Below are 25691 nucleotides of genomic sequence, written 5' to 3'. Positions count from 1 at the left end.
GGCGGCATTATACTCCGGCGTCGGGATCTTGTCACCCGGCGGGAATTTGTGTATCTTGAAAACAGGTTGCAACATGAAGCTTATGAAGACAACAACACGCCCCTTCGCCCTTTTTCTCATTTTCGTCCTTTCTTCGGTGTCCCTGTCGGCCTCGCTCAGGCGGGACCTGTCCCTGGAGCTCAAGGAAAGACGCATCCGTGAGCTGAGTTCGTCGGGGTTGACGCTGGTTTTTCATATCGGAGCTTTCAACCGGGGACCCTCCGCCGCCGAGCTCGTCCGCTACAACTACCGGGTCCGGGTCAACCAGAGGGAGTATATCAACCTCTCCACCAATCTGGATTCCCCGCTGGTCATTCCTCCGGGTCGGGAAACCATTTTCGCCCTGCCCGTTAAAATCACGTATCCGCTGCTTTTTCAAGTTGTCGGAGAAATTGAGGAAAAGGCCGGCTTTGACCTTGCGGGGGAGTTGATCTTCAGGGACGCGCGGAGCCGGGAAGAAAAATTCGCCATGGGCCTGTCCGGGGAATTCCCGATTTTCAAGGATCCCGAGGTCGGCTTTCTGCCTTTGGAGGCCAAAACGCTGACTATGGGAGGCGCCGACGTCGTTTTCACGGCGAGCTTTCAAAACGCGAATGCCTACGAACTTCTGGTCGACAGCGTGCGCTATCGCCTGGAGTTCGCCGGAAAGACGGTCCAGGAGGGGTTTCTACCCGGCGACAAGAGTCTTCCCGCCCGGGGCGGAAAAGAAATCCGCGTTCCTTTTATCATCGATTTTTTCTCGGTCGGCCGAGATGTTCATGACCATCTTCATGCCGGCCGGGTTCCCTGCCGGTTCAGCGGAGAGATCGAAATCCAGTCCGTCTGGGGCCGCCTCCGGATCCCGTTCGACACGTCCGGCACGCTGGTTCTCAGCGGCCGGTGAAACTTGCCGGCCGCCTTTTGATGAACAAACCGGGGAGCCAGGTTGCTTAGAACCAGTAGTTGATCCCCGCGGAAATCGTGTATCCCCCCAGGTCGAATTTCTCGAATCCCAGGAAGGCTTCCTTGAAGTTGCCCTTGACGGAGTTGTAGCGGAACTGGACATCCACGGTGATCCTGTGGGCGACCGGAACTTTGAATCCGGCGAATCCGTGGTAACCGAAGGCCGTGCGCTCCTCGCGAAGCTGGGCCGGATAGATCGGATAGACGGGAACATCGCCCAGGTCTTCGTCCTCGTAAAAGTATTCATCCGAGAAATCGACGATGTCTCCGCGCAGGTAGACCGTCCAAAAATAGATTCCGCCCCCGGCGCCGAGATAAGGCACGATTTTATTCCGGCGTCCCAAAGGGGCGATCTTGATGGAGAACTGCACGGGCGTGATGGACAGATTGAGCGTGTGGGCGACACTGAAGGCGCCCTGGTATAACTCGGCCGGGAAGGCAAAATCTCCCTCAGTGAATTCATAGCCCACGTAATCCACGTAGAATCCGGACTTGTTTTTGTTATAAGTGTCCAGGCTGATTTCGAAACTCAATTCCCGAGTCAGAAAGTAATCGTAGGCGAATCCCAGCGTGGATTGGGCGTAATCCGATTTTTGAAAGCTCATCTGGTCGAATTCAATTGTCCAGAGGCTGTCGGGGCCGCCTTCGGCCTTGGGGAAAAAATATCCGATTTTTAAGGACAGCGTATTGGCGGCGGCCGTTCCGCAAAGCACCAAAAGCGACAACACAAGTGCGATCCCGGCTTTTTTCATCTTGACCTCCTGTCGCGATTATTCATGATGCCATACATTATAGCAAAAAACATGCCAGACTCATCAGGCATAAAAACGGATTCATTGCCGGGCGGACTGTATCCAAAAAAGGGCAGGTGTCATCATTTGACAAATCCGGCCGGTGTCCCTACCATGAATTCGGCCGGGCCGGATGAGACACCGGAGCTTGAACGGGGTTCAACATGAAGACGCGGATCATGACACTGCATCGGGGCGGGCTGGAGAGGGCTCATCTTGACGAAGCCGTCGAAATCCTCACGGCCGGAGGCGTTGCGGCCTACCCGACGGAAACGTTCTATGGGTTGGGCGGATCGGCGGAGTCGGCGAACGCCGTGGAAAACATTTTCCGGCTGAAAGGACGGGATCGGTCCCAGGCTCTGCCCCTGATCGCCTCGGACGTCGAAATGGTCAGGGCCTGGGTGAGCCGTCCCGGTCCGGTATTTGAAGCCATGGTTCGAAAGTTCTGGCCGGGATCCCTGACTCTGGTCTTGAAAGCCTCGAAGGCCGTCCCGGACCATATCCGCGGACCGGGCGGTTCGGTAGCCCTGCGTGTTCCTCCCCTTGTGTGGCTCCGGAGACTTGTCCGCCGGCTTGGTGTTCCTTTGATCGCGACAAGCGCCAATCCGTCCGGGCACGCCGGTTTCTCGGGTCCGGATTCGGTTCGTGCTCATTTCGGCGGCCGGATCGACCTCATCATCGACGGAGGGGAGACGCGAGGGCGGCTGCCTTCGACCATCCTGGATTTGACGGGAAAAAATCCCGTCATTCTTCGTGAGGGCGCCGTTTCCCGGAAGAATCTCGCCCCGTTTCTTTAGAGGCCCCTTTTCGACTTCGGCTGCGGGAATCTACTGAACAGGGGATCCGGTGGGGACCTCGGGAGCGAAGAAGGGGATATGGGCTTTCCCGTCCACGACGGCCGCCAGAAGCATGGCCTGGGACTCGATGCCACGAATGACGGCCGGTTTCAAATTGACAATGACGATCATTTTGCGGCCGACCAGGTCCTCAGGCGCGTAAGTCTCGGCAATCCCCGAAACCATGGTCCGGATCTCGGTCCCGATGTCCAGCGAAATCTTGATCAGCTTGCTGGTTCCCGGGACCCGTTCGGCGGACCGGATTTCTCCGACCCTGAGGTCCATTTTCTTGAAATCTTCGAAAGTGACGATCGTTGCGCTCATATTTCAGGCCTCCCTGCCGCTTTGGGTTCCGCCGCGGATGAGCATCATGGCTTCGGCCCGGGTCGCGGCGTTTGTTCGGAAGGACCCCCGGACGGCCGATGTGACGGTGATGGATTTCGGTTTCTTGGCCCCCCTCATGGACAGGCACATGTGCTCGGCTTCGATGACGACCATGACGCCGAGCGGTTTCAGGTGTTCGGCCAGTAGATCGGCGATCTGTTTTGTCAGGCGTTCCTGGACCTGAAGCCTCCGGGCGAAGGATTCGACGACGCGGGCGATCTTGCTGAGTCCGACGATCCGGCCTTCTTTTGGAATGTAGGCCACATGGGCGACGCCGGCGAACGGCAGGAGATGATGCTCGCACATGGAATAAAGGGGAATATTCCGGATGATCACCATTTCGTCGTGGCGGTCGTCCATGACGACCAGAAGCTCGGCGGCCGGGTCTTCCTCGATCCCCGAGAGGATTTCCGCGAACATCCGGGCCACGCGTTCCGGCGTGTTCCGGATGCCCGGCCGATCGGGATCCTCACCCGTTCCTTCGAGGATGAGACGGACGCCCTGTTCGATTTTTTTGAGATCCATCATGTTTTATCTCCGTCCTCGCCGGGCTTTGAGGCCGGCGCCGCATATTCCGCCGCGGCCCGGCGTTGGATGTCTTTCAGGGGACGTCCGGTTGCGGCCGCGGCTTTCAGACAGTCCTCGTATTCCGGCTGGGCATTGACCTCTTCGCCGGCCAGAAATGCGGTTTTCATGCCGATCTCCTGCCCGAAGACCCGGACGGTTTGGATTTTCCTGTCCAGAACGCGCCGGGAGGCCGAATGAATCCTGACGCCCAGAGACGGCGTTTCCCGAAAAACCTTTTCAATGAGCCGGTCCGTGTTTTCGGGCGGAGACAGAACGGTCAACTGGGTGGCCAGCCGGTTCTTTTTCATGACCACGGGGGTCAGGTAGGCATCCAGGGCGCCTGCGTCGAGCGCGATATCAATAAAACGGGCCAGAAGCTGGGGGTTGGCGTCATCGATGACGGTCTGGATGACCTTCAGGGCGTTGTCTTTGAGCGAGGGCCTGCGGACGAGAAAAGCCCGAAGGATATTGGGCAGATGGGGAAGTTCTTTTGTTCCGGCGCCGCAGCCGACTTTGACATAACTGAATTCGGGGAAAGAGACAAAGTCTCGGGCCAGGACGGCAATCAAAGCCGCTCCGGTCGGTGTCACCAGCTCGGTTTCGGCGCCGGCCTGGTGGACGGGAACATGCGTCAAAATCTCAACGACCGCCGGAGGAGGAACGGGAAGAAGGCCGTGGGCGGTTTTGACGTATCCGCCGCCCACGTTCAACCGGGAACAGAGAATGTCGTCGATATCGAGAGTCTCGAGCAGAAGACAGCTTCCGACGATGTCGACCAGAGCGTCGTCGGCGCCGGCTTCGTGGAGATGGACTTCGGCGAAGGCGCAACCGTGAACTCTGGCCTCGGCTTCGAAAAGCTTCCTGAAAACCGAAAGGGCCCGAGTTTTGACGGCGTCGGAAAAGCGGGCTGTCCGGATGACCGACTCGACATCCGCCCATCGTCTTTCCGCGGAAGGTGAGCCTTGAATGTCGACATCGACCTTCAGAGCCCGGAATCCCCCCCGGCGGACCTCCTTGATGGAAATCTCCACGGGAAGGCCGAGCCCTGACATCTGTTCGCGGAAGCGTTCGGGGTCGGCGCCGAGATCCAGGAGGGCGCCGAGCATCATGTCTCCGCTGAGACCGGATGAGGCGTCGACGTAAAGGGAATTCATGGTCCGCTCATCGATCATCCCCGGATCGGGGCGTTTTCCTGTTCCTGAGAATGAGGTCCGCGGCGCCGAGAATTTTCGCCGCCGTTCCCCGAAGCGAAAGATGAGACTGGGCCGTAAGGGGCGTTGCGTCGGGATTGACCTCAATGACCTTGGCGCCGGCCGCGGCTGCGACCGAGGGGAGGGAAGCGGCCGGATAGACGATGGCCGACGTCCCGACAACCAGCATGAGATCGCAGGTTTCACTCAGGCGGAAAGCCCGGCCGATGACATCCGGATCCAGGCTTTCTCCGAACCAGACGATGTGGGGCCGGAGAAGCTCTCCGCAATCCGGGCATTTCGGGGGAAGGGTTGCCAGGGGAGCTTCCCGGTTTTCGTGGATGGTCCGCTCGCGTGTGCAGCGGACTTTCCAGATATTGCCGTGAAGTTCAAGGACGTTCTTCGATCCGGCTCCGGAGTGGAGGCCATCCACGTTCTGGGTGACGATCGTGAAGTCGGGGAAGAGGGTTTCCCATCGGGCCAGGGCCTCATGCCCCGGATTGGGCCGGAGTTTCGCGATCAGGGTTCGCCGCCAGTCGTACCATCTCCAGACAAGTGTCGGGTCGGCCCGGAACGCTTCGGGTGTTGCCAGATCCTCGGCCCGGTACTTTTCCCAGAGGCCGTCGGCGCCGCGGAATGTCGGGACGCCGGATTCGGCGGACATGCCTGCGCCCGTCAGGACGACGATACGGCCGGCGCCGGACAGGGCCTCGACCAGCTCCTCCGCGGCCCGGATTTCAGGTGCGTTTTCTGTCATCCGGGAAAGGATAGCGCGTTCCCGGCGAAAATGCAAAGGCTGCGTCGGCTTGACTTGGCTTGCGCGAAAAGATATATGATAAAGCTTCTTAAGGAGGACATATGGTCACCAGTCGCTTTGACGATACCCATCACGCCGAAATCGGCATTCTCGGCGGAACGGGTCTTTATGAAATGGACGGGGTAGAGGATATTCGCGAGACGGCGCTGGAAACGCCCTTCGGCGCGCCCTCGGATTCCTACGTCATCGGCCTTTTCAGCGGGCGGAAAGTCGCTTTTTTGAGCCGGCACGGGCGGGGACATACGATCCTTCCCTCCGAAATCAATTACCGGGCCAATATCTTCGGTTTCAAGATGCTCGGCGTCGGCCGGATCGTCTCCGTCAACTCCGTCGGATCTCTCAAGGAAGACCTTCGCCCCCGGGACATTGTGCTGGCCGACCAGTTCTATGACAGAACCCGAAGACACAACACGTTTTTCGGCGGCGGTATCGTCGGTCATATCGGTTTCGCGGAGCCCGTCTGTGCGAATTTGTCGGGCGCGCTGGGCGAGGCCGCCCGGACGCTGGGGTTGAGGGTTCATCCGCAGGGCACCTACATCTGCATCGAGGGCCCCTCGTTTTCCAGCCGGGCCGAGTCGCGGATTTACCGGTCCTGGGGATGCGATGTCATCGGCATGACGGGGGCCACGGAAGCCAGGCTCTGCCGCGAGGCCGAAATCTGCTATGCGGCCATGAACATGGTGACGGACTACGACGTCTGGCATGAGGAGGAAGAGCCCGTGAGCGTCGAGGTCATCTTCGCCAATCTCCGGAGCAATGTCGAGGCCGCCCGCTCCGTCCTGCGGAGCGTGATCCCGGCTCTTCCCGAGAAGCAGCCGGAATCCTGCGGCTGCAGCGCCGCGTTGAAAAGCGCCGTCGTCACCCGGCCCGACCTTATCCCTCCGGAACGCCGGGCGGCCCTGAACCTTCTCATCGGGAAATACATCGGGGAGGACACGGGAGGCGGAACGTGAGCCTGATCATTGTCGGCTCCCTGGCCTTCGACACCATCGAGACGCCCCTCGGGCGCCGTGAAAAAATCATCGGCGGTTCGGGCACCTACTGTTCCCTGGCGGCCGGGTATTTCACGAGACCCGGCATCGTCGGCGTCGTCGGCCGCGACTTCCCGAAAAAAACACTGACGTTTCTGGAATCCCGGAATGTCGACATCCGGGGGGTCTCGGTCAAGTCCGGAAAGACGTTCCATTGGGAGGGACGCTACGGCCGGGATCCCAACCAGAGGACGACCGTCCGGACCGAACTCAATGTCTTCCAGGATTTCCAACCCGTGCTGCCGCCTGAATTCCGGACTCCGGACATCCTCTTTCTGGCCAACATCGATCCCGACGTCCATCCCGAGATTCTCTCTCAGATCAAAAAACCACGCCTCACCGCCATGGACACCATCCGCTTCTGGATCGAGACAAAGCCCGAGGCTTTGCTCCGCGAAATCGGCCGGGTCGATATCCTGTTCGCCAACGACGAAGAAGTCCGGATGATCGCGGACGAGATCAACCTCATCCGGGCCGCAAAGAAACTTCTCGATCGGGGTCCCTCGATCATCGTCGCGAAGAAGGGAGAACACGGCGTCCTCGTTTTTGAGCGGGATTTCCTCTTCGGCGTTCCGGCTCACCCCTGCGAGAATGTCGTCGACCCGACCGGAGCCGGGGACAGTTTCGCCGGCGGATTTCTCGGCTATCTGGAAGCTGCGGGCCGGATCAACCGCGGCACATTGCGCCGGGCCGCCGTCTACGGAAGCGCCCTGGCGTCTTTCGCCATCGAGGATTTCGGCGCCGAGCGGTTCTCCACGCTGTCGCGGGAGGAGATTGAATCCCGATACCGCTGTTTTCGCCGACTTACGTCGTTTTGACAATCCGCCCGACTGAAGGGAAGGAGGAACACCATGCCGGACATCCGGATGCCCGCGGAGCCGTTCCGCATCAAGGTCGTCGAACCCATCCGTCTCATTTCCCGCAAAGAGCGCGAAGCGGCGCTCCGCAAGGCCGGTTTTAATATTTTCGGCATTCCCGCCGAAAATGTCTTCATCGATCTTCTGACCGATTCGGGAACGTCGGCCATGAGCGACAGCCAATGGGCGGCCCTCATGATCGGAGACGAGTCCTATGCCGGGGCGCGAAGCTTCTTTCGTTTTGAAGAGGCCGTGCGCGACATCTTCGGATTCTCTCACGTCATCCCCACCCATCAGGGCCGGGCGGCCGAGCGCATCCTTTTCGAAACGCTTCTCAAGAAAGGGGACAGCGTTCCGAGCAACATTCACTTCGACACGACTCAGGCGAATATCGAAATCCGGGGAGCGAAGGCCGTCAACCTGGTCATTTCCGAAGCCTATAATCCGGACTCCTCCCATCCCTTCAAGGGAGATATGGATGTCGCGGCACTGAAGGCGTTCATCAAGAAAACGGGCGTCGGCCGGATTCCCCTGGTCATGTTGACCGTCACCAACAACAGCGGCGGCGGTCAGCCCGTGTCCCTCAAAAATATCAAGGAGGTGGCCGGCATTTGCCGGAGCCACAGCATCCCGCTCTTTTTCGACGCCTGCCGGTTTGCCGAAAACGCCTGGTTCATCAAATCCCGGGAAAGCGGATATGCCGGGAAATCCGTCCTGGAAATCGCCCAGGAGATGTTCTCCTACGCCCAGGGAGCGACGATGAGCGCGAAAAAGGACGCCCTGGTCAATATCGGCGGTTTTCTGACCCTTGACGACGGCGCCCTGGCGGAAGAATTGAAAAATCGACTGATTATCGGCGAAGGTTTTCCGACCTACGGCGGACTGGCCGGCCGTGATCTCGAGGCTATCGCCCGGGGTCTCCGGGAAGTTCTGGACGAGTCTTACCTGGAGTACCGGACTCGCCAGACGGCCTTTCTGGCCGATCTTCTCGATGCGGGCGGCGTGCCCGTCTTCAAACCGACGGGCGGCCACGCGGTGTATATTCTGGCCGACCGCTTTCTCCCGCATATCCCGCGTCATCAATATCCGGGATGGGCTCTGACGGTCGCGTTATACCGGGAAGCCGGAATTCGGGCGGTTGAGATCGGCGGGGTCATGTTCGGAACGAAAAAGGGAAAAGCGGGCGGGGAATCCTATCCCGAGCTTGAGCTTGTGCGGCTGGCCCTGCCGCGCCGCGTCTACACGGCCTCCCACCTCCGGTATGTCGCCGAATCCATGATCGATATTTATAAAAACCGTGAGAAAGTCAAAGGGTTGAGAATCGTCCGCGAGCCGCGGTTTCTGCGGCACTTCACCGCCCGGCTCGAAGAAATTTGATTCAGAGCTGTTTGATGCGGTAAAACCACATCAAAGGCAGCCAGAGCTGGTGGCCGTAGGGCAGGTTCTTATGGTTGACCAGGATTTCCGTCGTGTCCCAGTCGTGGACCAGGTTGAAAAGCTCGAAAAGTTCGTCGACCTCGTCCGGGGTGTATGTCGCCGCATGGCGAATGAAATCCCCGCTTCCTTCCTCCGTATAAGTCGGATTCCGGCGGGCGAGTTCCACGGCTTTTTCGTAATTCGGATGGCTTTTCGGCATGAAAACGACCGTGATCTTGAAGGCTTTGGCCCGGGTGCTCGGCTGGAGGATTTCGGCCAGTTTGTCCTGGACGGAGAGATCGTTCGCATTCATTGCGGATTCAGTCTAACCCAGAACACCAACCAATTCAAGCGGGATGGGAAGCACTCCGGCGAGCCGAGTGCGGGGGCCTTCTGAGGCCCCCGCATCGGCGGATTTCGGTTTCAGGGCGCAGCGGCGGGAGCCGGACGCCCGTTTCTTTCGAAGGCGCTCATGTCGAGAAATCCGTGTCCCGAGAGATTGAAGAGGATGGTCTCGGACCGTCCCGTCACTTTGGCCTTGAGAGCTTCGTCGATGACCGCAGCCACGGCGTGGCTGGATTCCGGTGCGGGTAAAATGCCTTCGGTGCGCAGGAACAGCGAGGCGGCATCGAACACTTTGTTCTGGGCGCAGGTGCGGGCCTCGACGACTCCGGTTCGGGCGAGGTGGCTGACGAGAGGAGCCATGCCGTGATACCGGAGCCCTCCGGCATGAATGGGCGGAGGAATGAAATCCTTGCCCAGTGTGTGCATGAAAAGAAGCGGCGTCAAGCCGACGCTGTCGCCGTGGTCGTAGCGGATTTCTCCCGCGGTCAACGATGCGCAGACTTCGGGTTCGACGGCCAGGAAGCGCATGGATTTCCCATCCACAAGTTTCCGCCGAATGAACGGAATGGCGATTCCGGCAAAGTTCGATCCTCCGCCGACACACCCGATGACCGTGTCCGGCTCCGCGTCGAATTCGGCCAACTGCCGCTCGGCCTCGAGGCCGATGATGCTCTGGTGCATGAGAACGGCGTCGAGGACCGAACCCAGCGAATATTTGCAGCCGGGGCTGCGGACGGCCGACTCGACGGCTTCGGCGATGGCGATTCCCAGGCTTCCCGGGTGGTCCGGATTTTGGGAAACATAGCCGCGGCCTGAATCGGTCGTGTCGCTCGGGCTTTCGAGGACCGTTCCGCCGAACATTTCCATGAGGGTTCTCCGGCCGGGTTTCTGCCTGAAGCTGGCCCGGACCATGAACACCCGGGCGGACACGCCGAATATCGAGCCGGCGTAGGCGAGGGACGAACCCCACTGGCCGGCTCCCGTTTCCGTCGTCAGGGTTGTGATGCCCTCCTCGGCCGCCAGGAAAGCCTGCATCAGCGCTGTGTTGGTCTTATGGCTTCCCGTCGGTCCGGCGCCCTCATATTTGTAGAAGATCCGGGCGGGCGTGTCCAGATTCCGTTCAAGTCCGGCGGCTCGAATGAGAGGTGTCGGACGAAAGATCCGGTAGGCCTCCCGGACGGGATCCGGTATGGGGATATGCCGGTCCAGGGAAATTTCCTGCCGGATGAATCCTCTGGAAAAAACGGCCTCCAGCTCTCCGGGTTGCAGGGGTTCCCGCGTCGCCGGGTTGAGAGGCGGCTTGGGGGACTCGGGCAGGTCGGCCTTGATGTTGTAAAAATGGGTCGGAAGATATTCCGGATTTCGCGTTGCGAATCGCATGATGTTGAACTCCTTTTGAAATGGAAAGATGAAAATCCACCTGAGAGAGGGAAAAAGAGCGGAAGAAGGAGTTATCGGGCGGAAGAGTCCGCCCACCAGAGCCAGGACGGACGGACGAAGGACGGCCGCGTTGCGGTTGGTGTCGCAATTGAAGAGCCGTCACACATGAGGCGCATTATAGGGAAGACGTCCCTCGATGTCAAATGAAATTCAGTAAGTCCGATGCCCGGGATGCTCCACCCACTCTTCGAAAAGCTTGAAGCATTCGTCCCTTAAAAATCTTCCGTGAAGACGGATTCGGCTTTTTCCCAAAGACTTGAGGGTTGCGTTGGAGATTTCGAGTTCGCGGAATCCCGCCTTTCGGGCGTCGGCGATTTCCGTGCCGAACACGATCTCCCCGATCCGGGCCCAGTGAATGGCGCTGAAACACATCGGGCAGGGTTCGGTTGTTGAAAAGATCCGGCATCCCGAAAGATCGAATGTTTTCAGGATCTTCGAGGCTTTGCGGATGGCGTTGACTTCGGCGTGGCAGGTCGCGTCATGCCGGAGGACGGTGTTTCGGGCTACGGCCAGGATGCGTCCGTCGAGGACGATGCAGGCGCCGAAAGGGCCTCCCTCAATGGTTTTCAGGTTTTTTCGGGCCTCGCGGATCGCCAGCCTCATGAATTCTCCGTCTTCGGCCCGGCTGTTCCGAGTTTTTTTTAGAAGATTGGTCATGAGTGCCTCTCCCGATTCCCGCCGTATCGAGTCGGATGTTTATTGATAAAACACAATTCCGGTTAGGCGTCAAGGCCTCGACCCGGCCGCCGGGATTGATATCGACGGCGGCATCTGGTAAAAAGACATCCATGGCAACCGCACGGTCGGTGATTTCATCCCTGGCGATCCCGCTGCTTCTCCTGGCGGCCTTCGACGGCCCGTCTGTTCTGGTTAAGATTCCCAAGGATGGGACTGATATCTGGGAAACTCTCGTTGCCGGGCGAATGACCGTCATCCAGGAACTCGACTCCTGTTATCTTGTTCTGGCAGGCGCCGGCGACCTGCCTTTGTTGAAGGGCCGAGGGGTTCCGGCGATCGTCTTGGACCGAAACACCCGCGGGGCGGACTATGTCATTCTCGACGCCGCCCGCGCGGCCGACGCCGGACTGGATTCGCGCGGCCGGCTGATTCCCGTCGAGGACGGCACCGTCATTTTCCGGCCCGCCTCGGGACATGCCCACGATCATCTGCCGCCCGGACTTCCGCACAAGTATCCGGCGGCGGCATCGATTCTGGAGCACCTTTCCCGGCCCGTTCCTTCCGGCCTGTTCACATCTCAAACGGTTCACCGGGATGAGACGGCGCTGCGTCTTTCCGAACTTGTTTCCCGCGACCGTTTGAGAGCCCTGGTTCGGGGACTCCAGGATTTCCAGACCCGATATGCTTCAACGCCCCAATGCGAGGCGGCCGGAGAATCGATTTACGAGGTCTTCGCCTCACTGGGACTCCAAACCGAATACCATCCCTTTTCGTTCCGCGGTTATGAATCGAGAAACGTCATGGCCGAAAAGCCGGGCGAAACGCACCCCGATGAAATCCTCATCATCTGCGGCCATTACGACTCGACATCAAGATTCCCCCTGATCTTTGCGCCCGGCGCCGATGACAATGCGAGCGGAACGGCCGCCGTCATGGAAGCGGCCCGGGTTCTGGCTTCGGTTCCCATGGATTTCACTGTGCGGTTTGTGGCCTTTTCGGCCGAGGAATGGGGATTGTACGGCAGCCGCGCCTATGCCGTGGCGGCCCGGGCGGCCGGGGAGAAGATCATCGGCGTCATCAACCTGGACATGATCGCCTATGCGGACGCCATGCCCGAGGACCTGGAAATCATCGCCAATCCCCAATCCGCCTGGCTGTCCGAAAGGCTCGACCTGGCCGCAAATGCCTATGCGGGCCTTGCCGTCAGGAAGATCGTCAATGCCTCCTTCATCTATTCGGATCATGCCTCTTTCTGGGATATGGGATATCCGGCCGTTCTGGCCATCGAAGATGAGCCCCTCCGGAATCCGCATTACCACAGGGATACCGACACCATCGAAACATTGAATTTTGATTTTTTCGAGGCGGCGGTTCGGGCGGCCACGGGGCTGCTCGCCGAGCTAGGCCAGCCCGTCAGGCCGGGGCTTCCGGCATCGCCTCGGAGATTGGCGGCGCGGGTCTTCACGTATGGTTCGCTGTTCAACACGATCCGCAACACCCGGCTGACCTGGGAACCGAGCCCCGGCGCTGCAGGTTACAATGTCTACCGGTCGGCGACCTCCCGCGTCGGTTATGAGAGGCTGAACTCCGGTCTTGTTGCGGCGCCTGTTTTTATTGACGCTCTCATCTCTGCCGAGGTTCCTTTCTACTATGTCGTCGCCGCCGTTGGTCCGGACGGACGAGAAGGGAACTTCTCCTCCGAGGTCCGCGTCGATCCCTATGCCGCACCGCGCGCCGCTTCCGTTTCCCTGAATTTCGTCGGATTATTTCAGGGCTTGCAGCCATGAAAAAAACGTGCGCGGCCGTTCTTCTGTTCATCGTCGCGGCGGTTTCCGGCCCGGCTGTCGAATTGTCCCTGGCTCTCAAAGCCGGGGCTTTTTTCCCTTCGCAAGACGCGTTTCGAAACGTCTACGGGAATGGATATCCTCTGGGAGGAGATGTCCGCTTGGGTTTCGGGGGCCTGTACGGCTTTTCTGCGGGTCATGAATCCTTGGGAATCAAGGGGGCGGCCGTTCCGCTTGACGGGGGGGAAGACATCCTGCCGCTCCGATTCGAATCCCGATCCTTGAGGTTCGCGGTTTCTCTGTTGATCTCCTCGGCACGTCCCGTTTTGACGGCCTCAGCCGGCGCCGTGCGATGTTCTTTCAGGGAATCCTGGGCGACTCTTCCTGAACTCGATTATCGGGATGCCGTCTGGGGCCCTTTCGCGATGTTCGCTGTTGAAATGCCGTTGGCGGCCCGGATCGGCGTGCTCGCCGAAATCCGCTACGAAAGCCTCGACTCGGGCGCGGGAAGCGCAGTCGAACGTGACGTCAATTTGGGAGGATTTTACGTTTCGGCCGGTCTTGTTTTTCGGGTGTTCTGAAGCCGGGCGCGCCCGTCGCCTCCGGGATGCGCCGCTGCCGGCTTCCCGGCTTGCGATCGGCGCGAAGATCCGCTAACCTGAGTGAGTAAGAAAAGGGCTTGTGAAAGAGTGCGAGGAGGATCGATGAGTCTTGGGCGGATCGAAAGAATATTGCGGTGGGTTGCGCTGCCTCTGGCGCTGTTGAGCCTGGCGGCCGCTCCGGGCGGAGAAGCCCGGGCCGGGGAACCCTCCTTCGAGAGAGCGGTTCGTGAATTTGAAGAGTTCGCCGAACGGATGATGGTCCGGGACCGCATTCCGGGTCTGGCCGCAGCCTTCATGAAAGACGATTTCGTTTGGGTGGGAAGTTTCGGTTTGGCCGATGTCGAAAACGAAACCCCTCTTCCCCCCGATGCCTCCTTCCGACTGGCTTCGATCACCAAACCGTTGACTGCGATCGCCGTTCTTCAGCTTTACGAGAACGGAAAAATCGATCTCGATGCCGAAATTCAAGCCTATGTTCACGATTTCCCGAAGAAAAAGTGGCCGGTCACCGTCCGTCTCCTTCTCGGCCACCTGGCCGGAATCAGCCATTACCGGAATGTCGATGAGGAGATTCGGATCCGGGAGCCCAAGACCACCCGTCAGGCGCTGGCGATTTTCGAGGATTCCGATCTGGTCGGAGAACCGGGGGCCGTCTACAACTACTCGAGTTACGGCTACAACCTTCTCGGCGCGGTTATTGAGGCCGTTTCCGGGATGGCTTATGGAGAATATCTGAGAAAACATATTTTCGAGCCTCTGGAGATGAACCAATCACGAATGGACAGCCCCCTTGACCTTATCCCCAAACGGGTCCGCGGCTACCGGATCGTCAACGGCCGGCTCATGAATTCCGAATATGTCGATATCTCCAGCCGCTTTGCGGGCGGGGGTGCGCGATCGACTGTGGGTGATCTCATGAAGTTCGCCCGGGGCGTCATGACCGGCCGGCTGCTCAAGGACGAAACGACGCGGATGATGTTCGCCTCCATGGCCCTCTCCAACGGGCGTTTCACGGGTTATGGCATGGGCTGGAGCGTCATGCCCTGGCGAGGACGGGTTCAGGTTTCTCACGGCGGAAACCAGCCGGAAACCCGAACCCAACTCGTGCTTTTCCCCATCGAGGGTTTTGCCATCGCCATGGCCGCGAATCTCGAGAGATCGAACCTGATGCCCTATATCGATAAACTGGCCGAACTGGCCGCCGGTCTGCGTCTCGAAGGCGATGTCTATGCCCCGGATCGGGAACGCCAGGCGGTTGTCGACGCCTGTTCAGATGTTTTTTCACACGGATTGAGTCAATTTCTGTGGCAAGGACGATCCACAGCCGCTTCCGCGGCCGAAAGAGTGGCCGCCTTCGCCTATTTCAACCGAAATGTCGCCGAGGGCCGGTTCCGGTCGGATTATGCCGCTCAGCGCATCAAGGCGGCCGAGGGCATTCACCCGGTTTCCAACGCCGCTTTCGCCGCGGTCGGATCCTTCATGGCTGAAATGCTGCACAACAGCCTGGGCGGGGAGACCCTGAAGCAAATGCAGAATGACGGACCGGCCGCATTTTTCTCCGCCTACATCCGCCTTTACAGAAACCGGCCCGACATTCTGAAGGCCTTCCGTTTCGAGAGATCCCTTGAACGCCTGATTCTCAAATGGGACGCCGATTGCACGGCCGTTCGGACCGAAGAGATCCGGGCTCTCCTTGCGGATCAGGACCCCGACTTGGCGGCGGTGACATCCCGCTTGAAGGATCTTTTCAGGGATCTCTCCTTCCGGCCGGATTTCTCCGAACGCTATCTCCAGGCGGCTCAACTGAGGATGGATTCGGGAGATTTCGAATCGGCGGCGCGGATCATGGATCAGGCTTTCGCCCTGTATCCCCGATCGCCATCGGTTTTGGCCGGTCAGGCCATGGTCCAGTTCTGGAGGGGCGATATCGAGCGAGCCGGCAAGACTCTCTGGAAAGCGAGAATCGAGGATCCCTTTTTGCCCTTGACCGGTCCGGATCGGCTTGTCTCTTTCGGTCTGAGACTGGCCCAGTCGGGGAAAATCAGGGAAGCCGTCGCTCTGGCTGAAGCGGCGGCGGGTTTTCATCCCGGCGATGCCCACGTTTTTACCGCCCTCGGCGATTTTCGTCTTCGGATCGGGCGGAAAGAAGGGGCCCTGGAAGCTTACAGGAAAGCGTTGGAACTCGATCCGTCTCTCCAGGCGGTTGCGGCCAGAATCAAGGAACTCGAAGATCAGAGAATCAGCATGCAATCCCCGTAGGAAAAAAAACGGTATTTTTCCGCGACGGCTTCGGCATAAGCCCGGAGGATGACATCCCGACCGGCGAAGGCGCAGACCAGCATCAACAGCGTGGATTGCGGCAGGTGGAAATTTGTCAGCAGCGCGTCGACGACTTGAAACGCAAAACCGGGACGGATGAAGAGGTCCGTGCCGGCTTTCCCCGCTCGGAACCGTCCGTCTTTCCAGGCGCTTTCAAGGGTCCGGACGACGGTCGTTCCAACGGCGACGACCGGCCGTCCTTCCCGCTTGGCCGCCGTGACGGCTTGGGCTGTTTCTTCCGGAATATCGTAGTTTTCCAAAAGCATGGTGTGTTCGTCGATGCGTTCGCATCGCACCGGTTGGAAGGTGGCCGGTCCGACTTCGAGCGTCAGACGACGGATCTCGACTCCGGCTGCGTCGACCGCGGCCAGGGTGTCCGGCGTGAAGTGCAAACCGGCCGTGGGCGCGGCGACGGCGGCGCCGCGGTCGGCGAAGACGGTCTGGTAGCGTTCGAGATCCCATTCTCTCAGGGCGCTGTCGGCGGCGCCGCGGCGAATGTAGGGGGGAAGGGGAGCGGAGCCGATGTCCTCAAGCCGGGCTTTGACATCGGAGACGTCGAACCGCAGGGTCCGCCGCCCTTCGGGGCCGCAGGCGATCACCTCGCCTTCGAATCCCGGGGCAAAGACAATTCGTTTTCCGGGAGCGGCCTTGCGGGCGGGCCGGCACAGGATGTCCCAGGTCGCCGGTTTGGTTTCGTGAAGAAACAGAACTTCGATCTCCGACCCGCCGACGCGGCCGCGGACCCGGGCCGGAAAAACCCGGACATCGTTCAGGACGAGAAGGCTTTTCGGGGACAGCCTGTCCGGCAGGTTATGGAAGAGGTCGTGAGTGAAGGTTCCGGTCTTCCGCTCGAGAATCATCATGCGGGCATCGTCCCGCCGCATCGCCGGATGCTGAGCGATCAGGTCCCGGGGCAGATCGTAATCGAAGTCGGCGAGACGCATTCAGTCTTTGAACAGTCTCTTCTGGGCCTTGGTCCCGGCGGAATCGGGCTCGGAAAACCCGAGGTGTTCGTAAGCCCGGGGCGTCAGTTTCCGCCCCCGGGTCGTTCTTTCCAGAAAACCGATGCGCATGAGAAACGGTTCGTATATGGATTCGATGGTGTCCTTGTCCTCGTCGATGGCCGCGGCGATGGTCGAGATCCCCACAGGTCCGCCGCCGAAGTTTTCCATAATGGTCAAAAGGATCTTGCGGTCGACGTCGTCAAGGCCCAAGGCGTCGACCTCCATCTTGTCCAGGCCGCCGGAGGCTTCCCGAGCCGTGATGACCGGGCTGTTCCGGACATCGGCGAAGTCGCGGACGCGCCGGAGGAGCCGGTTGGCCACCCGCGGGGTTCCCCGCGATCGGAGAGCGATCTGAGATGCGCCGTCCGGGTCGACCTTGACGTTGAGCAGACCCGCCGACCGGAGGATGATCGCCCGAAGATCCTCCTCCCGGTAGTAGTCCAGACGGTGGATGATCCCGAAACGGCTCCGGAGAGGCGCCGTGATTCGCCCGGCCCGCGTGGTCGCGCCGATGAGAGTGAACTTCTTGATCTTGAGCTTATGGGAGCGGGCTCCGGGTCCCTGTCCGATGAGGATGTCCAGACTGAAATCCTCCATGGCCGAATAGAGGATTTCCTCGACGGAAGGATGGAGCCTGTGGATTTCGTCAATGAACAGGACTTCATGATCCTGAAGGCCGGTCAGGATGGCGGAAAGATCCCCCGTCCGTTCGATCACGGGGCCCGAGGTCGGTTTGATGCCGACGCCCATCTCCCGGGCGATGAGATAGGCCAGACTGGTCTTCCCGAGACCCGGAGGGCCATAGAGAAGGACATGGTCGAGATGTTCCCCGCGCTTGCGGGCGGCTTCGATGAAGACGCGGAGGTTGGCTTTGATGTTGTCCTGTCCCACGAATTCGTCCAGAGTCCGGGGTCGGAGGCTGTCCTCGAAGATGATGTCTTCTTTGGTGCGGACGGGGCTCAGGACGGCCGGCATGAAGCCTCCCTTGTCATAGTTTCGCCATCCGGCTCAGACATTCCCGAAGAAGTTTTTCAAATCCCTGTTCGGGGCCGAGATCGGAGACGGCCCGCTCGACGACGCGCTCCACCTCTTTTCTCCGGAACCCCAGGTTGGTGAGCGCCGAAACGATGTCCTCGGTCTGAGGCGACGTCCGGCCCGCGAGGAGTTCCTCCTTTTTCTCCATCTTGTCCTGGAGTTCCATGGCGATGCGGAGAGCCGTTTTTTTCCCGATGCCCGGGACAAGACTGAGCCGGGCCACGTCGCTGTTGCGGACGGCGTCTTCGAAATCGCCCGGCTCGATTCCGGAAAGGACATTCAAAGCCAATTTCGGGCCGATGCCCGAGATGCCGATCAGCTTGAGAAAGATGTCTTTTTCGTCCGACGTGGCGAAACCGAAAAGCGACAGGGAACTGTCCGTCAGATGGGTGTGAATGTGCAGGGCCACGGGTCCGCCGATTTCGCCGAGACGGAAAAACGTGGTCAAAGGAACCGCGGCGCAATATCCGACGCCGGCGATGTCCACGATGACCTGGTTCGGGGCTTTATGGACGAGGATCCCCTTGAGATATGCGATCATGATGCGCGCATCATGATAGCTCAGCCGCCCTCGATTTTCAACCGGAACTGCCGGGCGTTGAGGTGACAGACGGCCGCGGCCAGCGCGTCGGCGGCGTCCGCCGACAGAGCGTCGTCGTCCAGGTTGAGAAGAGCCCGGACCATGATCTGGACCTGGGGTTTTTGTGCCTGGCCGTAACCGGTGACCGCCTTCTTGATTTCCAGGGCGGAATACTCGTGCAGGGCGCACTTGCGTCCGGCCAGGGCGCAGAGAACGGCGCCGCGGACCTGTCCGAGGATGAGGGCCGTCCGGACATTCCGGGCGTTGAAGGGGTTTTCCACGGCCGCCTCGTCGACCTCGAAAGAGCTTAGGATCGTGTCGAGTTCGCGCCGGATTTCTTCGAGCCTTTCGGGAAGCGGGCGGCTCCGGGATGTGCGGATGGCGCCGTAAACGACGGGAACATAGCGGCCGTCCTCGCAGGATATGACCCCGAATCCCGTTGAGACGAGGCTGGGATCGATGCCGATGACCCTCATGCCGTCTCCCGATCGGAGGCTAGGAAAATTGCGCGATCTCCTCTTCGGAGATGTCGAAGTTGGCGGAGACGTTCTGGACGTCGTCGTGGTCCTCAAGTTCCTCCATCAGGCGAAGGATCTGTTCGGCCGGCTTGCCTTCGACCTTGACCGTGTTCTGGGGGAGCCAGCCGACGTTGGAATCGGCGATCTCGATGTCGTTCTGTTTCAGAGCCTCGACGACGGCTTCATAGGTTTCCGGCGTGGTCGTGATCTCGAATTGGCTTCCGTCGTCCTTGACGTCCTCGGCGCCCGCGGCCAGGCCGATTTCCAGGAGCTTTTCCTCGTCGGCCTTGTCCTTATCGATCGTGACGTAGCCCTGGCGCTTGAACATCCATGAGACACAGCCCGATTCACCCATACGCCCCCCGTTTTTGGACAGGATGTGCCGGAGCTCGGAAACCGTCCGGTTCTTGTTATCGGTGAGCGTGGAGATGAAAATGGCCACGCCGCCGGGGCCGTAACCCTCGTAGGTGATTTCCTCGTAAGTCGCCCCATCGAGCTGGCCCATGCCTTTCTGGATGGCCCGTTTGATATTGTCGGCCGGCATGTTGACGCCTTTGGCGTCAAGAATGGCCTTGCGCAGACGGGGGTTCTTGTCGGGGTCTCCGCCGCCGGTCTTGGCGGCCACGCTCAACTCGCGGATGAGTTTGGTGAAGATCTTGCCCCGCTTGGCGTCGGCGGCGGCCTTTTTATGCTTGATGGAATGCCATTTCGAATGTCCGGACATGGGTTGCTCCTTTGCGAATTGCGCCGAAATTCTATCATAATCCTGATGGGGGCGCAATCGATGAGACGCCGAGGCTTCCATGGCCGTTGCGGCGGACATTTGTCATTTCGATGCCGGGGGGCTATACTGAAATTCAAGATCATTCCTGGAAGGAGAGAACACATGACCTTGAACATGGGTCCGATGGACCGTCTGATCCGTCTTTTGCTGGCCGTTCTGGTCGCCCTCCTGCTTCTGGCGGGAGTTCTCGAAGGGACCTTGGCGATTGTCCTGGGAATCCTGGCCCTGGTTTTTCTGGTAACGAGTGTGATCGGCTTTTGTCCGCTATATGTGCCCCTGAAAATTTCGACCAGAAAACAATAGAAAGACTCCAGGTTTGCGGCCATGTCGTTGTCGATGTTCTTGAAAGGCCAACATAAACGACTCACCATGGCAACCCGGAGAAGAAAGCCCGGAGAGGTCAAAGATATCGGATTTCGGGCGCGGATCGATATCCCGATTTCGGGAATGAGCTGCGCCTCGTGCGCCGCGAACATCGAGCGCAAGCTGGCCGCCCTGGGCGGCGTCCTTGAGGCCCGCGTCAATTTCGCCTCCTCCCGGGCCGCCGTCGATTTTGATCCGAAACGCGTTCGTCCGGCCGACATCGTGGACACCGTCCGGAAATCCGGTTACAACGTCGCCGCAACCGAAGCGGATTTCGCCGTCCGCGGCATTGTCTGCGCCTCCTGCGTCGCCAAGGTCGAATCGGCCGTCCGGAACATGCCCGGAGTCGAAAAAGCGGCGCTCAATTTGGCGACCGGCATCCTCCGTGTCCGTTATCTTCCCGGATTGGTCGAGGCCGGGCATATCCGGGAGACCGTCGTCGATGCTGGATACGAAATCCGGGACATCGCCGGTTCGGAAGATGCTTCCGACATCGAATTTCTCCTCAAGGAAAAGGAATACAAGGAGCTGAGAACGGGTGTCGTCTGGGGCGGCGTCCTGGCGTTGCTTGTCTTCATCGGCGGCATGCGGCACTGGTTTCCGTGGGCGCCGGCCTGGTTGCAGAATTTCGCCGTCCTCTGGGCCCTGGCGACCCCGGTCCAGTTCGTCCTGGGGATGCGATTCTACAAGGGCGCCTTCGCCGCCCTGCGGCGACGCAGCGCCGACATGAACACGCTCATCGCCGTCGGGACGTCGGCCGCCTATTTCACGAGCGCCGCGGCCGTTCTCTTTCCGTCCTTCTTCGCCGGGGCCGGCATGAAACCCGATGTCTATTTCGACACCTCGGCGGTCATCATCGTCCTTGTGCTTTTCGGCCGTATGCTCGAGGCCCGGGCCAAGGGGCGGACGTCCCAGGCCGTACGCCGTCTCATCGGCCTGCAGCCGAGGATGGCCCGTCTTCTCCGTGACGGCGCCGAAATCGAAATCCCGATCGACGAGGTCGCCGCCGGGGATATCGTCGTTGTCCGCCCCGGAGAGAAGATACCGGTCGATGGAGTCATCCTCGATGGGGAGTCGGCCGTCGACGAGTCCATGATCACCGGAGAAAGTCTTCCTATCGACAAGCGGCCGGGTTCGGAGGTTGTCGGGGCGACGCTCAACACTACGGGAAGCTTCAACTTTCGTGCGGTCCGGGTGGGGAAGGATACGGCCCTGGCGAGGATCATCGGGCTCGTCCGCGAGGCCCAGGGTTCGAAAGCCCCCATCCAGAGGTTGGCCGATTCCATCGCTTCGATTTTCGTGCCCGCCGTCATGGCGGTTGCCGTCGTCACCTTTGCGGCCTGGCTCTCGTTCGGACCGTCGCCGTCCTTTAACTATGCGCTTCTCAACTTCGTTGCCGTCCTGATCATCGCCTGTCCTTGTGCCCTGGGCCTGGCCACGCCGACGGCCATCATGGTCGGGACGGGGAGGGGAGCCGAACACGGGATTCTCATCCGCGGGGGAGAGGTCCTCGAAGCGCTTCACGGCATTCAAACCGTCGTCTTCGATAAAACGGGGACACTGACTCGCGGCGAGCCGGAAGTCACGGATATTGTGCCCGTAAAAGAATTTCGAGCCGATGAGCTGCTTTTCTGGGCCGCATCAGTCGAAAAACGTTCGGAACATCCTCTGGCCCGGGCCGTGTTGCACAAGGCTGCCTCCAAGGGTCTGGAGGCGAGGGATCCGGTCGGATTTCAGGCTCTGGGAGGACTCGGTGTGCAGGGCGTCGTCGACGGCCGGACTGTTCTGGCCGGGAGCCTGAAGCTACTCAAAGACAACGGTGTCCACTTGGATTCTTTGATGGAAAATGCGGAGAAGCTGACCGGCGAAGGCCGGACTCTGATCGGAGTTTCCGTTGATAAGGCTGCGGTCGGAGTGCTGGGTCTTGCCGACATCTTGAAGGATGAAGCCGTTTCCGTCGTATCCGGGCTCAGGAAGGATGGGTTTTCCGTCGTCATGCTCACCGGGGACAATCGGAGGACGGCCGAGGCCGTCGGTCGGCGCGCGGGAATCGACCGTGTCATCGCCGAAGTTCTGCCTGAAGACAAGGTCCGGGCCGTTCGGGATCTTCAGGATCTGGGGGAAAAGACGGCCATGGTGGGCGACGGCATCAATGATGCACCGGCCCTGGCTCGGGCTGACGTCGGCATCGCCCTCGGTTCCGGGACGGACGCCGCGATCGAAGCGGCCGACATCACTCTCATTCGGGGCGACCTGCGAAGCGTCCGGGCGGCCATCGCCCTCGGCCGGAGGACCATGCGGACCATCCGCCAGAACCTCTTTTGGGCGTTTTTCTACAATGTCCTCGGAATCCCCGTGGCCGCCGGCGTTCTCTATCCCTTTTTCGGCATTCTTCTCGATCCCGCGATCGCCGCGGCGGCCATGGCTTTCAGCTCGGTCTCCGTGGTCGGCAATTCCCTCCGCCTGACCCGGGCCCGGATCCCGGGGATTGCCGGATAACGACCGGCGCGGGGTTGTTGAACTCAGGACTGTTTGCAGTTGGTTTGGATGAGAATATTGTTCGCTTCGTTGGTTTCCTGGACTTCATTTTCCGAATCGGCCGTGGCTTTAAAGCACCACCATTGCGGATCCAAACCTCCGTCGATATCCTGAAAAGTCCCCGGTGCCGTAAGAAGGCTGCCCTTGCCGGGCATCAATCCGTCACATTTCAATTGGGTCACGATTTCATAAGTCGCACCCGATGCGTGGTATGATTGCGGTTTCTTTTCGAGTGGAACTTTGAACGGTCCGGCTTGGCCTTTTCCGATGTTGATCACCATGACGTGAAGTCGATATTCACGAATGACGGTCGGAGGGAGAGAATAGTCCAGAGTGCTTTGCTTGATCACTTCCTGACGAAAGGTCCTGACGGCCAGGTCGGCCTTTGCGGGCCAAGGAGGTTTCGGGGTTCTCTGGTCCATGACCTCAAGCCCCACTGTCTTTCCCGGCTCTCCGGCCCTGCCCGTGGCAAGAAATGCGCCGAGCAAGACGACAGCTGCTCCGATGGTCCCCAGGCCCCTGAAAAACTTGCGGTGTGGTTTAAAAACGGGCCTCCTCTTATCCCAAAAATTTTTGGATGATGCGGCTCAGTATTTCCTGCAGTCCGTCATGGTGAGAGTGTTGTTCGTGATGTTGATTTCTCTGAGGATGCGATGGGGGTCGGCTGTGGCCCTGAAGCACAAAAATGTGGAACCTAATGTCGGATGATCCGAATCCACGAAGGCGTCGTCCTCAACCTGGAGATTGATACCAGCGCCGGATCTTAATCCTTCGCAACCCAGCATGGCGACTTGTCTCCAATCAATCCAGGTGGAGCCGGTGTCCGGCAGATTCAACTGGGATTCCACTCGGATCTTGAAACGCCCGGCACGACCCCTGCCTTTATTTTCGACACGGATCTGAACTCGGTACTTGATTTTTTTGACCGGGACGCCGTGGCTATCCACGACTGTCGTGGCTTGAATCACTTGTTTTTTAATGGATGTGACGACCAGGTCGGGCGGCAGGGCTTTTTGGGGTTCCCCCGTCGTGATCCCCGGTTCCGGCGATGCGGAGAGCCAGGTGGCCTGAGTGTTGAAAGCCCCGAGACATAGCACCGCGGCGGCGGCGACCTGCAGCCAAATACGAAGACTTTTCCTTGATGCAGACATCATCCCCTCCTTTCCTTTCATTTGATTATCGAGAGAATCTCTGAAGTGTTAAGTCCTGTTTTCATTTTCAGTCCCCCTGCCGAGGAATTAAAGCAGGAAGCGGATCGTGAAGCCGAGCTTGAGGAACGAGGGATTCATGCGAAGAGCGGAGACCGGGATATTCTGAGCGGCGAGGTCAATCTCCCGGATGTGGCTTCCCGGCTTTTCGAGAAGCGCCAGTTCTCCCGCGACATCGTAAGCCGGACAGAGATAATATCGAATCCCGCCTCCGACGCCGAAGTTGCGTCCCGTGAAAAGAACGATCTCGAAGCCCGCATGGAATCCCAGGCGTGTTGAGCTTGGGATATGGATTTCCAGGTCGTAATCTTCAGAAAAAAGAACGGAATGCCCGCCGAGCCAGAAGGCCGTAAAGGTCGGACTTTGCGCTTCGGCCGAAACGAAGAACAGGGTTGGCCCGGCCGATAAATCAACGGCCGGTCCGCCGGCCGCGTGCAACCGGACGAGGACGCCGAGGCTGAACGCCGTTTCCTTGAGAGTCCCTTCGGCCGGAGGTCTCGGCGATGTTCTTTCATACGTATAAGTTCGGAGTTCATACTGGGGCGGCTGGCGGGATTGGTACTCCAGCATCAGGATATAGGGGCCGCCGGGTCCTTCGAGGGCGGTCGAGAAAGAGTCGACAAGTAGTTGAGCCCCGATTTTACGGACAGGCCTGACGATGAGCCCGACCCCGAGAGCCGACCGGGGCTCAGCCTTGAGACCCAGGACCTGGAGGGCCGTCCCGGAGGATGTGCCGTATTCGAGACGAGGCGTGTAGGTGTGGGTATAAGACGTATCCAGGCAGGGCTTCAGGCGATACAAGGATAAAAAAAGCTCGATGTCCTGTGACGCCGCCTCCGTGGGTGGAGGAATCAAGACGGCGGCCGAAAGAATAATCCCCCCAATCAAAAACCGCTGAGGCATCTTAGGAAAATCCCCTCACTCGAAATATAGGACGACTCTTTCAGCTTGTCAAGCGGCGGCCCGGGCCTGCGACACCGATCCTCGTTGACGTATCACAGAAGGACCCGTCCCTGCGCAGCGGTGGATCGATCCGGTTACGAATGACCAAAGAGAATGTCGGCCAGATCCGCCTCGATGGAAATGCGGGGGTGTTCGATGATACGGCCGATCTCCCGGCCGTTCTCGAAGACAATGAACGTCGGCACCCGTTCGATCCGGTTGTCGCGGACGATGTCCTCGGGTTGCAATTTGTCCCGTGAGACGCCGAAGTATTCGACCGAAATCACGGGGTTGTCGGCCAGCTCGATCAGTCGGAAAAAGGCGGTCAGATGCCTGCGGCAATCCGGACACCATGTCCCGATGACGACCCGGATCACAATCGGCCTCTCGAAGTCATGAAACCGGGCGACGATCTCCGGGTCGGGAAGATGAGCGGCCGCTTCATGAGCCCAATCCGGAAGAGCTTCGAGAATGGCTTCCCGTGTCAGGGGACCGATGAGTTCAACCGGTTGGCCAGGAAAGGCAATAAGACCTGCGGTCAAAAGAAGGCTCACGGCGACTGTGGCTCGAAAAGCTGAGACCGATAAGCACTCAACATCCGGCTTTTTGATAATTTTTCGCATCATACTCTTTCCTCATGTGCAATTATAACTCATCCCGACTTCACATGCCCAGTTCGTT

At 59.6% G+C, this 25691-nt stretch carries 27 protein-coding genes; 10 read left to right on the top strand and 17 right to left on the bottom strand.

Annotation, left to right across the window (positions count from 1 at the left end):
• Positions 1-82 precede the first annotated feature (82 nt).
• Positions 83-922, top strand: coding sequence for an LEA type 2 family protein (locus SCM96_01415; protein MDW7759282.1), 840 nt, complete (start codon positions 83-85; stop codon positions 920-922).
• A gap of 46 nt (positions 923-968) precedes the next feature.
• Here SCM96_01415 and SCM96_01410 read toward each other — a convergent pair whose 3' ends face one another.
• A complete protein-coding gene (locus SCM96_01410; GenBank protein MDW7759281.1) occupies positions 969-1733 on the bottom strand; it encodes an outer membrane beta-barrel protein in 765 nt (254 codons plus the stop codon).
• Positions 1734-1951: 218 nt separating this feature from the next.
• Here SCM96_01410 and SCM96_01405 point away from each other — a divergent pair, with 218 nt between their 5' ends.
• Positions 1952-2569, top strand: a complete 618-nt coding sequence (locus SCM96_01405; protein MDW7759280.1) for an L-threonylcarbamoyladenylate synthase — start codon at positions 1952-1954, stop codon at positions 2567-2569.
• Positions 2570-2599: 30 nt separating this feature from the next.
• Here the strand turns inward: SCM96_01405 and metG are convergent, their stop codons facing one another.
• From metG to SCM96_01385, 4 genes are read right to left on the bottom strand one after another with little or no spacing between them, the layout of a single operon-like run.
• On the bottom strand, positions 2600-2932 hold the full coding sequence (gene metG / locus SCM96_01400; protein ID MDW7759279.1) for a methionine--tRNA ligase subunit beta: 333 nt from the start codon (positions 2930-2932) through the stop codon (positions 2600-2602).
• Positions 2933-2935: 3 nt separating this feature from the next.
• On the bottom strand, positions 2936-3517 hold the full coding sequence (gene folE / locus SCM96_01395) for a GTP cyclohydrolase I FolE (GenBank protein ID MDW7759278.1): 582 nt from the start codon (positions 3515-3517) through the stop codon (positions 2936-2938).
• Positions 3517-4713, bottom strand: a complete 1197-nt coding sequence (gene larC, locus SCM96_01390) for a nickel pincer cofactor biosynthesis protein LarC (protein MDW7759277.1) — start codon at positions 4711-4713, stop codon at positions 3517-3519. Before larC ends, folE begins: the two co-directional genes overlap by 1 nt.
• A 7-nt stretch (positions 4714-4720) precedes the next feature.
• Positions 4721-5506 carry an NAD-dependent deacylase gene (locus SCM96_01385; GenBank protein MDW7759276.1) on the bottom strand — a complete coding sequence of 262 codons (786 nt, stop codon included), beginning with the start codon at positions 5504-5506 and terminating at the stop codon, positions 4721-4723.
• A 101-nt stretch (positions 5507-5607) separates the two neighbouring features.
• Here SCM96_01385 and mtnP point away from each other — a divergent pair, with 101 nt between their 5' ends.
• The 3 genes from mtnP to SCM96_01370 are packed head-to-tail and all read left to right on the top strand — an operon-like array spanning position 5608 to position 8831.
• The gene (gene mtnP, locus SCM96_01380) at positions 5608-6519 is read left to right on the top strand and encodes an S-methyl-5'-thioadenosine phosphorylase (protein ID MDW7759275.1); all 912 of its coding nucleotides are present in this window, start codon (positions 5608-5610) and stop codon (positions 6517-6519) included.
• Positions 6516-7415, top strand: coding sequence for a PfkB family carbohydrate kinase (locus SCM96_01375; protein MDW7759274.1), 900 nt, complete (start codon positions 6516-6518; stop codon positions 7413-7415). The genes mtnP and SCM96_01375 overlap by 4 nt, the downstream gene beginning before the upstream one ends.
• Before the next feature lie 42 nt (positions 7416-7457).
• The gene (locus tag SCM96_01370) at positions 7458-8831 is read left to right on the top strand and encodes a tryptophanase (protein ID MDW7759273.1); all 1374 of its coding nucleotides are present in this window, start codon (positions 7458-7460) and stop codon (positions 8829-8831) included.
• 1 nt (position 8832) lies between these two features.
• On the opposite strand, the gene SCM96_01365 is transcribed toward SCM96_01370, so the two are convergent.
• The 3 genes from SCM96_01365 to SCM96_01355 all read right to left on the bottom strand — a co-directional run bounded on the left by SCM96_01365 (position 8833) and on the right by SCM96_01355 (position 11312).
• On the bottom strand, positions 8833-9183 hold the full coding sequence (locus tag SCM96_01365) for a hypothetical protein (GenBank protein ID MDW7759272.1): 351 nt from the start codon (positions 9181-9183) through the stop codon (positions 8833-8835).
• A 110-nt stretch (positions 9184-9293) separates the two neighbouring features.
• On the bottom strand, positions 9294-10595 hold the full coding sequence (locus tag SCM96_01360; GenBank protein MDW7759271.1) for a TrpB-like pyridoxal phosphate-dependent enzyme: 1302 nt from the start codon (positions 10593-10595) through the stop codon (positions 9294-9296).
• A 210-nt stretch (positions 10596-10805) separates the two neighbouring features.
• On the bottom strand, positions 10806-11312 hold the full coding sequence (locus SCM96_01355; protein MDW7759270.1) for a nucleoside deaminase: 507 nt from the start codon (positions 11310-11312) through the stop codon (positions 10806-10808).
• Between the two features lie 131 nt (positions 11313-11443).
• Here SCM96_01355 and SCM96_01350 point away from each other — a divergent pair, with 131 nt between their 5' ends.
• The 3 genes from SCM96_01350 to SCM96_01340 all read left to right on the top strand — a co-directional run bounded on the left by SCM96_01350 (position 11444) and on the right by SCM96_01340 (position 15978).
• Positions 11444-13120 carry a M28 family peptidase gene (locus SCM96_01350; protein MDW7759269.1) on the top strand — a complete coding sequence of 559 codons (1677 nt, stop codon included), beginning with the start codon at positions 11444-11446 and terminating at the stop codon, positions 13118-13120.
• Positions 13117-13698 carry a hypothetical protein gene (locus SCM96_01345; protein ID MDW7759268.1) on the top strand — a complete coding sequence of 194 codons (582 nt, stop codon included), beginning with the start codon at positions 13117-13119 and terminating at the stop codon, positions 13696-13698. The genes SCM96_01350 and SCM96_01345 overlap by 4 nt, the downstream gene beginning before the upstream one ends.
• Before the next feature lie 123 nt (positions 13699-13821).
• Positions 13822-15978: a serine hydrolase gene (locus SCM96_01340; protein ID MDW7759267.1), complete on the top strand. Its 2157-nt coding sequence runs from the start codon at positions 13822-13824 to the stop codon at positions 15976-15978.
• Here the strand turns inward: SCM96_01340 and queA are convergent.
• From queA to SCM96_01315, 5 genes are read right to left on the bottom strand one after another with little or no spacing between them, the layout of a single operon-like run.
• A complete protein-coding gene (gene queA / locus SCM96_01335) occupies positions 15951-16982 on the bottom strand; it encodes a tRNA preQ1(34) S-adenosylmethionine ribosyltransferase-isomerase QueA (GenBank protein MDW7759266.1) in 1032 nt (343 codons plus the stop codon). The genes SCM96_01340 and queA overlap by 28 nt on opposite strands.
• Positions 16983-18017 (bottom strand): Holliday junction branch migration DNA helicase RuvB, encoded by a 1035-nt coding sequence (gene ruvB / locus SCM96_01330; GenBank protein ID MDW7759265.1) that lies wholly within the window; start codon positions 18015-18017, stop codon positions 16983-16985. It lies immediately after the preceding gene.
• A gap of 13 nt (positions 18018-18030) precedes the next feature.
• The gene (gene ruvA / locus SCM96_01325; GenBank protein ID MDW7759264.1) at positions 18031-18618 is read right to left on the bottom strand and encodes a Holliday junction branch migration protein RuvA; all 588 of its coding nucleotides are present in this window, start codon (positions 18616-18618) and stop codon (positions 18031-18033) included.
• Positions 18619-18638: 20 nt separating this feature from the next.
• Positions 18639-19133 carry a crossover junction endodeoxyribonuclease RuvC gene (ruvC, locus tag SCM96_01320; protein MDW7759263.1) on the bottom strand — a complete coding sequence of 165 codons (495 nt, stop codon included), beginning with the start codon at positions 19131-19133 and terminating at the stop codon, positions 18639-18641.
• 19 nt (positions 19134-19152) lie between these two features.
• Entirely contained in the window at positions 19153-19899 is a 747-nt protein-coding gene (locus SCM96_01315) for a YebC/PmpR family DNA-binding transcriptional regulator (GenBank protein MDW7759262.1), read from the bottom strand.
• Between the two features lie 162 nt (positions 19900-20061).
• Between SCM96_01315 and SCM96_01310 the strand changes: the two genes are divergently transcribed.
• Complete coding sequence (locus tag SCM96_01310) at positions 20062-20262, top strand: DUF2892 domain-containing protein (GenBank protein MDW7759261.1); 201 nt, start codon at positions 20062-20064, stop codon at positions 20260-20262.
• A 66-nt stretch (positions 20263-20328) separates the two neighbouring features.
• Positions 20329-22821, top strand: a complete 2493-nt coding sequence (locus tag SCM96_01305) for a heavy metal translocating P-type ATPase (protein MDW7759260.1) — start codon at positions 20329-20331, stop codon at positions 22819-22821.
• Positions 22822-22844: 23 nt separating this feature from the next.
• Here SCM96_01305 and SCM96_01300 read toward each other — a convergent pair whose 3' ends face one another.
• The 4 genes from SCM96_01300 to SCM96_01285 form a co-directional block, all read right to left on the bottom strand.
• The gene (locus SCM96_01300) at positions 22845-23282 is read right to left on the bottom strand and encodes a CARDB domain-containing protein (GenBank protein ID MDW7759259.1); all 438 of its coding nucleotides are present in this window, start codon (positions 23280-23282) and stop codon (positions 22845-22847) included.
• A 165-nt stretch (positions 23283-23447) separates the two neighbouring features.
• Positions 23448-24014 (bottom strand): hypothetical protein, encoded by a 567-nt coding sequence (locus SCM96_01295; protein ID MDW7759258.1) that lies wholly within the window; start codon positions 24012-24014, stop codon positions 23448-23450.
• Positions 24015-24098: 84 nt separating this feature from the next.
• Positions 24099-24971 (bottom strand): hypothetical protein, encoded by an 873-nt coding sequence (locus SCM96_01290; GenBank protein MDW7759257.1) that lies wholly within the window; start codon positions 24969-24971, stop codon positions 24099-24101.
• Between the two features lie 134 nt (positions 24972-25105).
• Positions 25106-25636: a thioredoxin family protein gene (locus SCM96_01285; GenBank protein ID MDW7759256.1), complete on the bottom strand. Its 531-nt coding sequence runs from the start codon at positions 25634-25636 to the stop codon at positions 25106-25108.
• Positions 25637-25691 lie beyond the last annotated feature (55 nt).

Source organism: Acidobacteriota bacterium (assembly GCA_033549365.1).
Lineage (GTDB): Bacteria > Acidobacteriota > Aminicenantia > Aminicenantales > Saccharicenantaceae > JAWSUF01.
Note: the sequence above shows the minus strand (reverse complement) of the source record. Positions and strands in the feature narration are given on the sequence as shown.

Excerpts from the sequence above, each read along its gene's own strand:
- SCM96_01415 (MDW7759282.1), top strand. The coding sequence starts at position 83 with ATGAAGACAACAACACGCCCCTTCGCCCTTTTTCTCATTTTCGTCCTT.
- SCM96_01410 (MDW7759281.1), bottom strand. The coding sequence starts at position 1,733 with ATGAAAAAAGCCGGGATCGCACTTGTGTTGTCGCTTTTGGTGCTTTGC.
- SCM96_01405 (MDW7759280.1), top strand. The coding sequence starts at position 1,952 with ATGACACTGCATCGGGGCGGGCTGGAGAGGGCTCATCTTGACGAAGCC.
- metG (MDW7759279.1), bottom strand. The coding sequence starts at position 2,932 with ATGAGCGCAACGATCGTCACTTTCGAAGATTTCAAGAAAATGGACCTC.
- folE (MDW7759278.1), bottom strand. The coding sequence starts at position 3,517 with ATGGATCTCAAAAAAATCGAACAGGGCGTCCGTCTCATCCTCGAAGGA.
- larC (MDW7759277.1), bottom strand. The coding sequence starts at position 4,713 with ATGAATTCCCTTTACGTCGACGCCTCATCCGGTCTCAGCGGAGACATG.
- SCM96_01385 (MDW7759276.1), bottom strand. The coding sequence starts at position 5,506 with ATGACAGAAAACGCACCTGAAATCCGGGCCGCGGAGGAGCTGGTCGAG.
- mtnP (MDW7759275.1), top strand. The coding sequence starts at position 5,608 with ATGGTCACCAGTCGCTTTGACGATACCCATCACGCCGAAATCGGCATT.
- SCM96_01365 (MDW7759272.1), bottom strand. The coding sequence starts at position 9,183 with ATGAATGCGAACGATCTCTCCGTCCAGGACAAACTGGCCGAAATCCTC.
- SCM96_01360 (MDW7759271.1), bottom strand. The coding sequence starts at position 10,595 with ATGCGATTCGCAACGCGAAATCCGGAATATCTTCCGACCCATTTTTAC.
- SCM96_01355 (MDW7759270.1), bottom strand. The coding sequence starts at position 11,312 with ATGACCAATCTTCTAAAAAAAACTCGGAACAGCCGGGCCGAAGACGGA.
- SCM96_01350 (MDW7759269.1), top strand. The coding sequence starts at position 11,444 with ATGGCAACCGCACGGTCGGTGATTTCATCCCTGGCGATCCCGCTGCTT.
- SCM96_01345 (MDW7759268.1), top strand. The coding sequence starts at position 13,117 with ATGAAAAAAACGTGCGCGGCCGTTCTTCTGTTCATCGTCGCGGCGGTT.
- SCM96_01340 (MDW7759267.1), top strand. The coding sequence starts at position 13,822 with ATGAGTCTTGGGCGGATCGAAAGAATATTGCGGTGGGTTGCGCTGCCT.
- queA (MDW7759266.1), bottom strand. The coding sequence starts at position 16,982 with ATGCGTCTCGCCGACTTCGATTACGATCTGCCCCGGGACCTGATCGCT.
- ruvB (MDW7759265.1), bottom strand. The coding sequence starts at position 18,017 with ATGCCGGCCGTCCTGAGCCCCGTCCGCACCAAAGAAGACATCATCTTC.
- ruvA (MDW7759264.1), bottom strand. The coding sequence starts at position 18,618 with ATGATCGCATATCTCAAGGGGATCCTCGTCCATAAAGCCCCGAACCAG.
- ruvC (MDW7759263.1), bottom strand. The coding sequence starts at position 19,133 with ATGAGGGTCATCGGCATCGATCCCAGCCTCGTCTCAACGGGATTCGGG.
- SCM96_01315 (MDW7759262.1), bottom strand. The coding sequence starts at position 19,899 with ATGTCCGGACATTCGAAATGGCATTCCATCAAGCATAAAAAGGCCGCC.
- SCM96_01310 (MDW7759261.1), top strand. The coding sequence starts at position 20,062 with ATGACCTTGAACATGGGTCCGATGGACCGTCTGATCCGTCTTTTGCTG.
- SCM96_01305 (MDW7759260.1), top strand. The coding sequence starts at position 20,329 with ATGGCAACCCGGAGAAGAAAGCCCGGAGAGGTCAAAGATATCGGATTT.
- SCM96_01300 (MDW7759259.1), bottom strand. The coding sequence starts at position 23,282 with ATGGACCAGAGAACCCCGAAACCTCCTTGGCCCGCAAAGGCCGACCTG.
- SCM96_01295 (MDW7759258.1), bottom strand. The coding sequence starts at position 24,014 with ATGATGTCTGCATCAAGGAAAAGTCTTCGTATTTGGCTGCAGGTCGCC.
- SCM96_01290 (MDW7759257.1), bottom strand. The coding sequence starts at position 24,971 with ATGCCTCAGCGGTTTTTGATTGGGGGGATTATTCTTTCGGCCGCCGTC.
- SCM96_01285 (MDW7759256.1), bottom strand. The coding sequence starts at position 25,636 with ATGATGCGAAAAATTATCAAAAAGCCGGATGTTGAGTGCTTATCGGTC.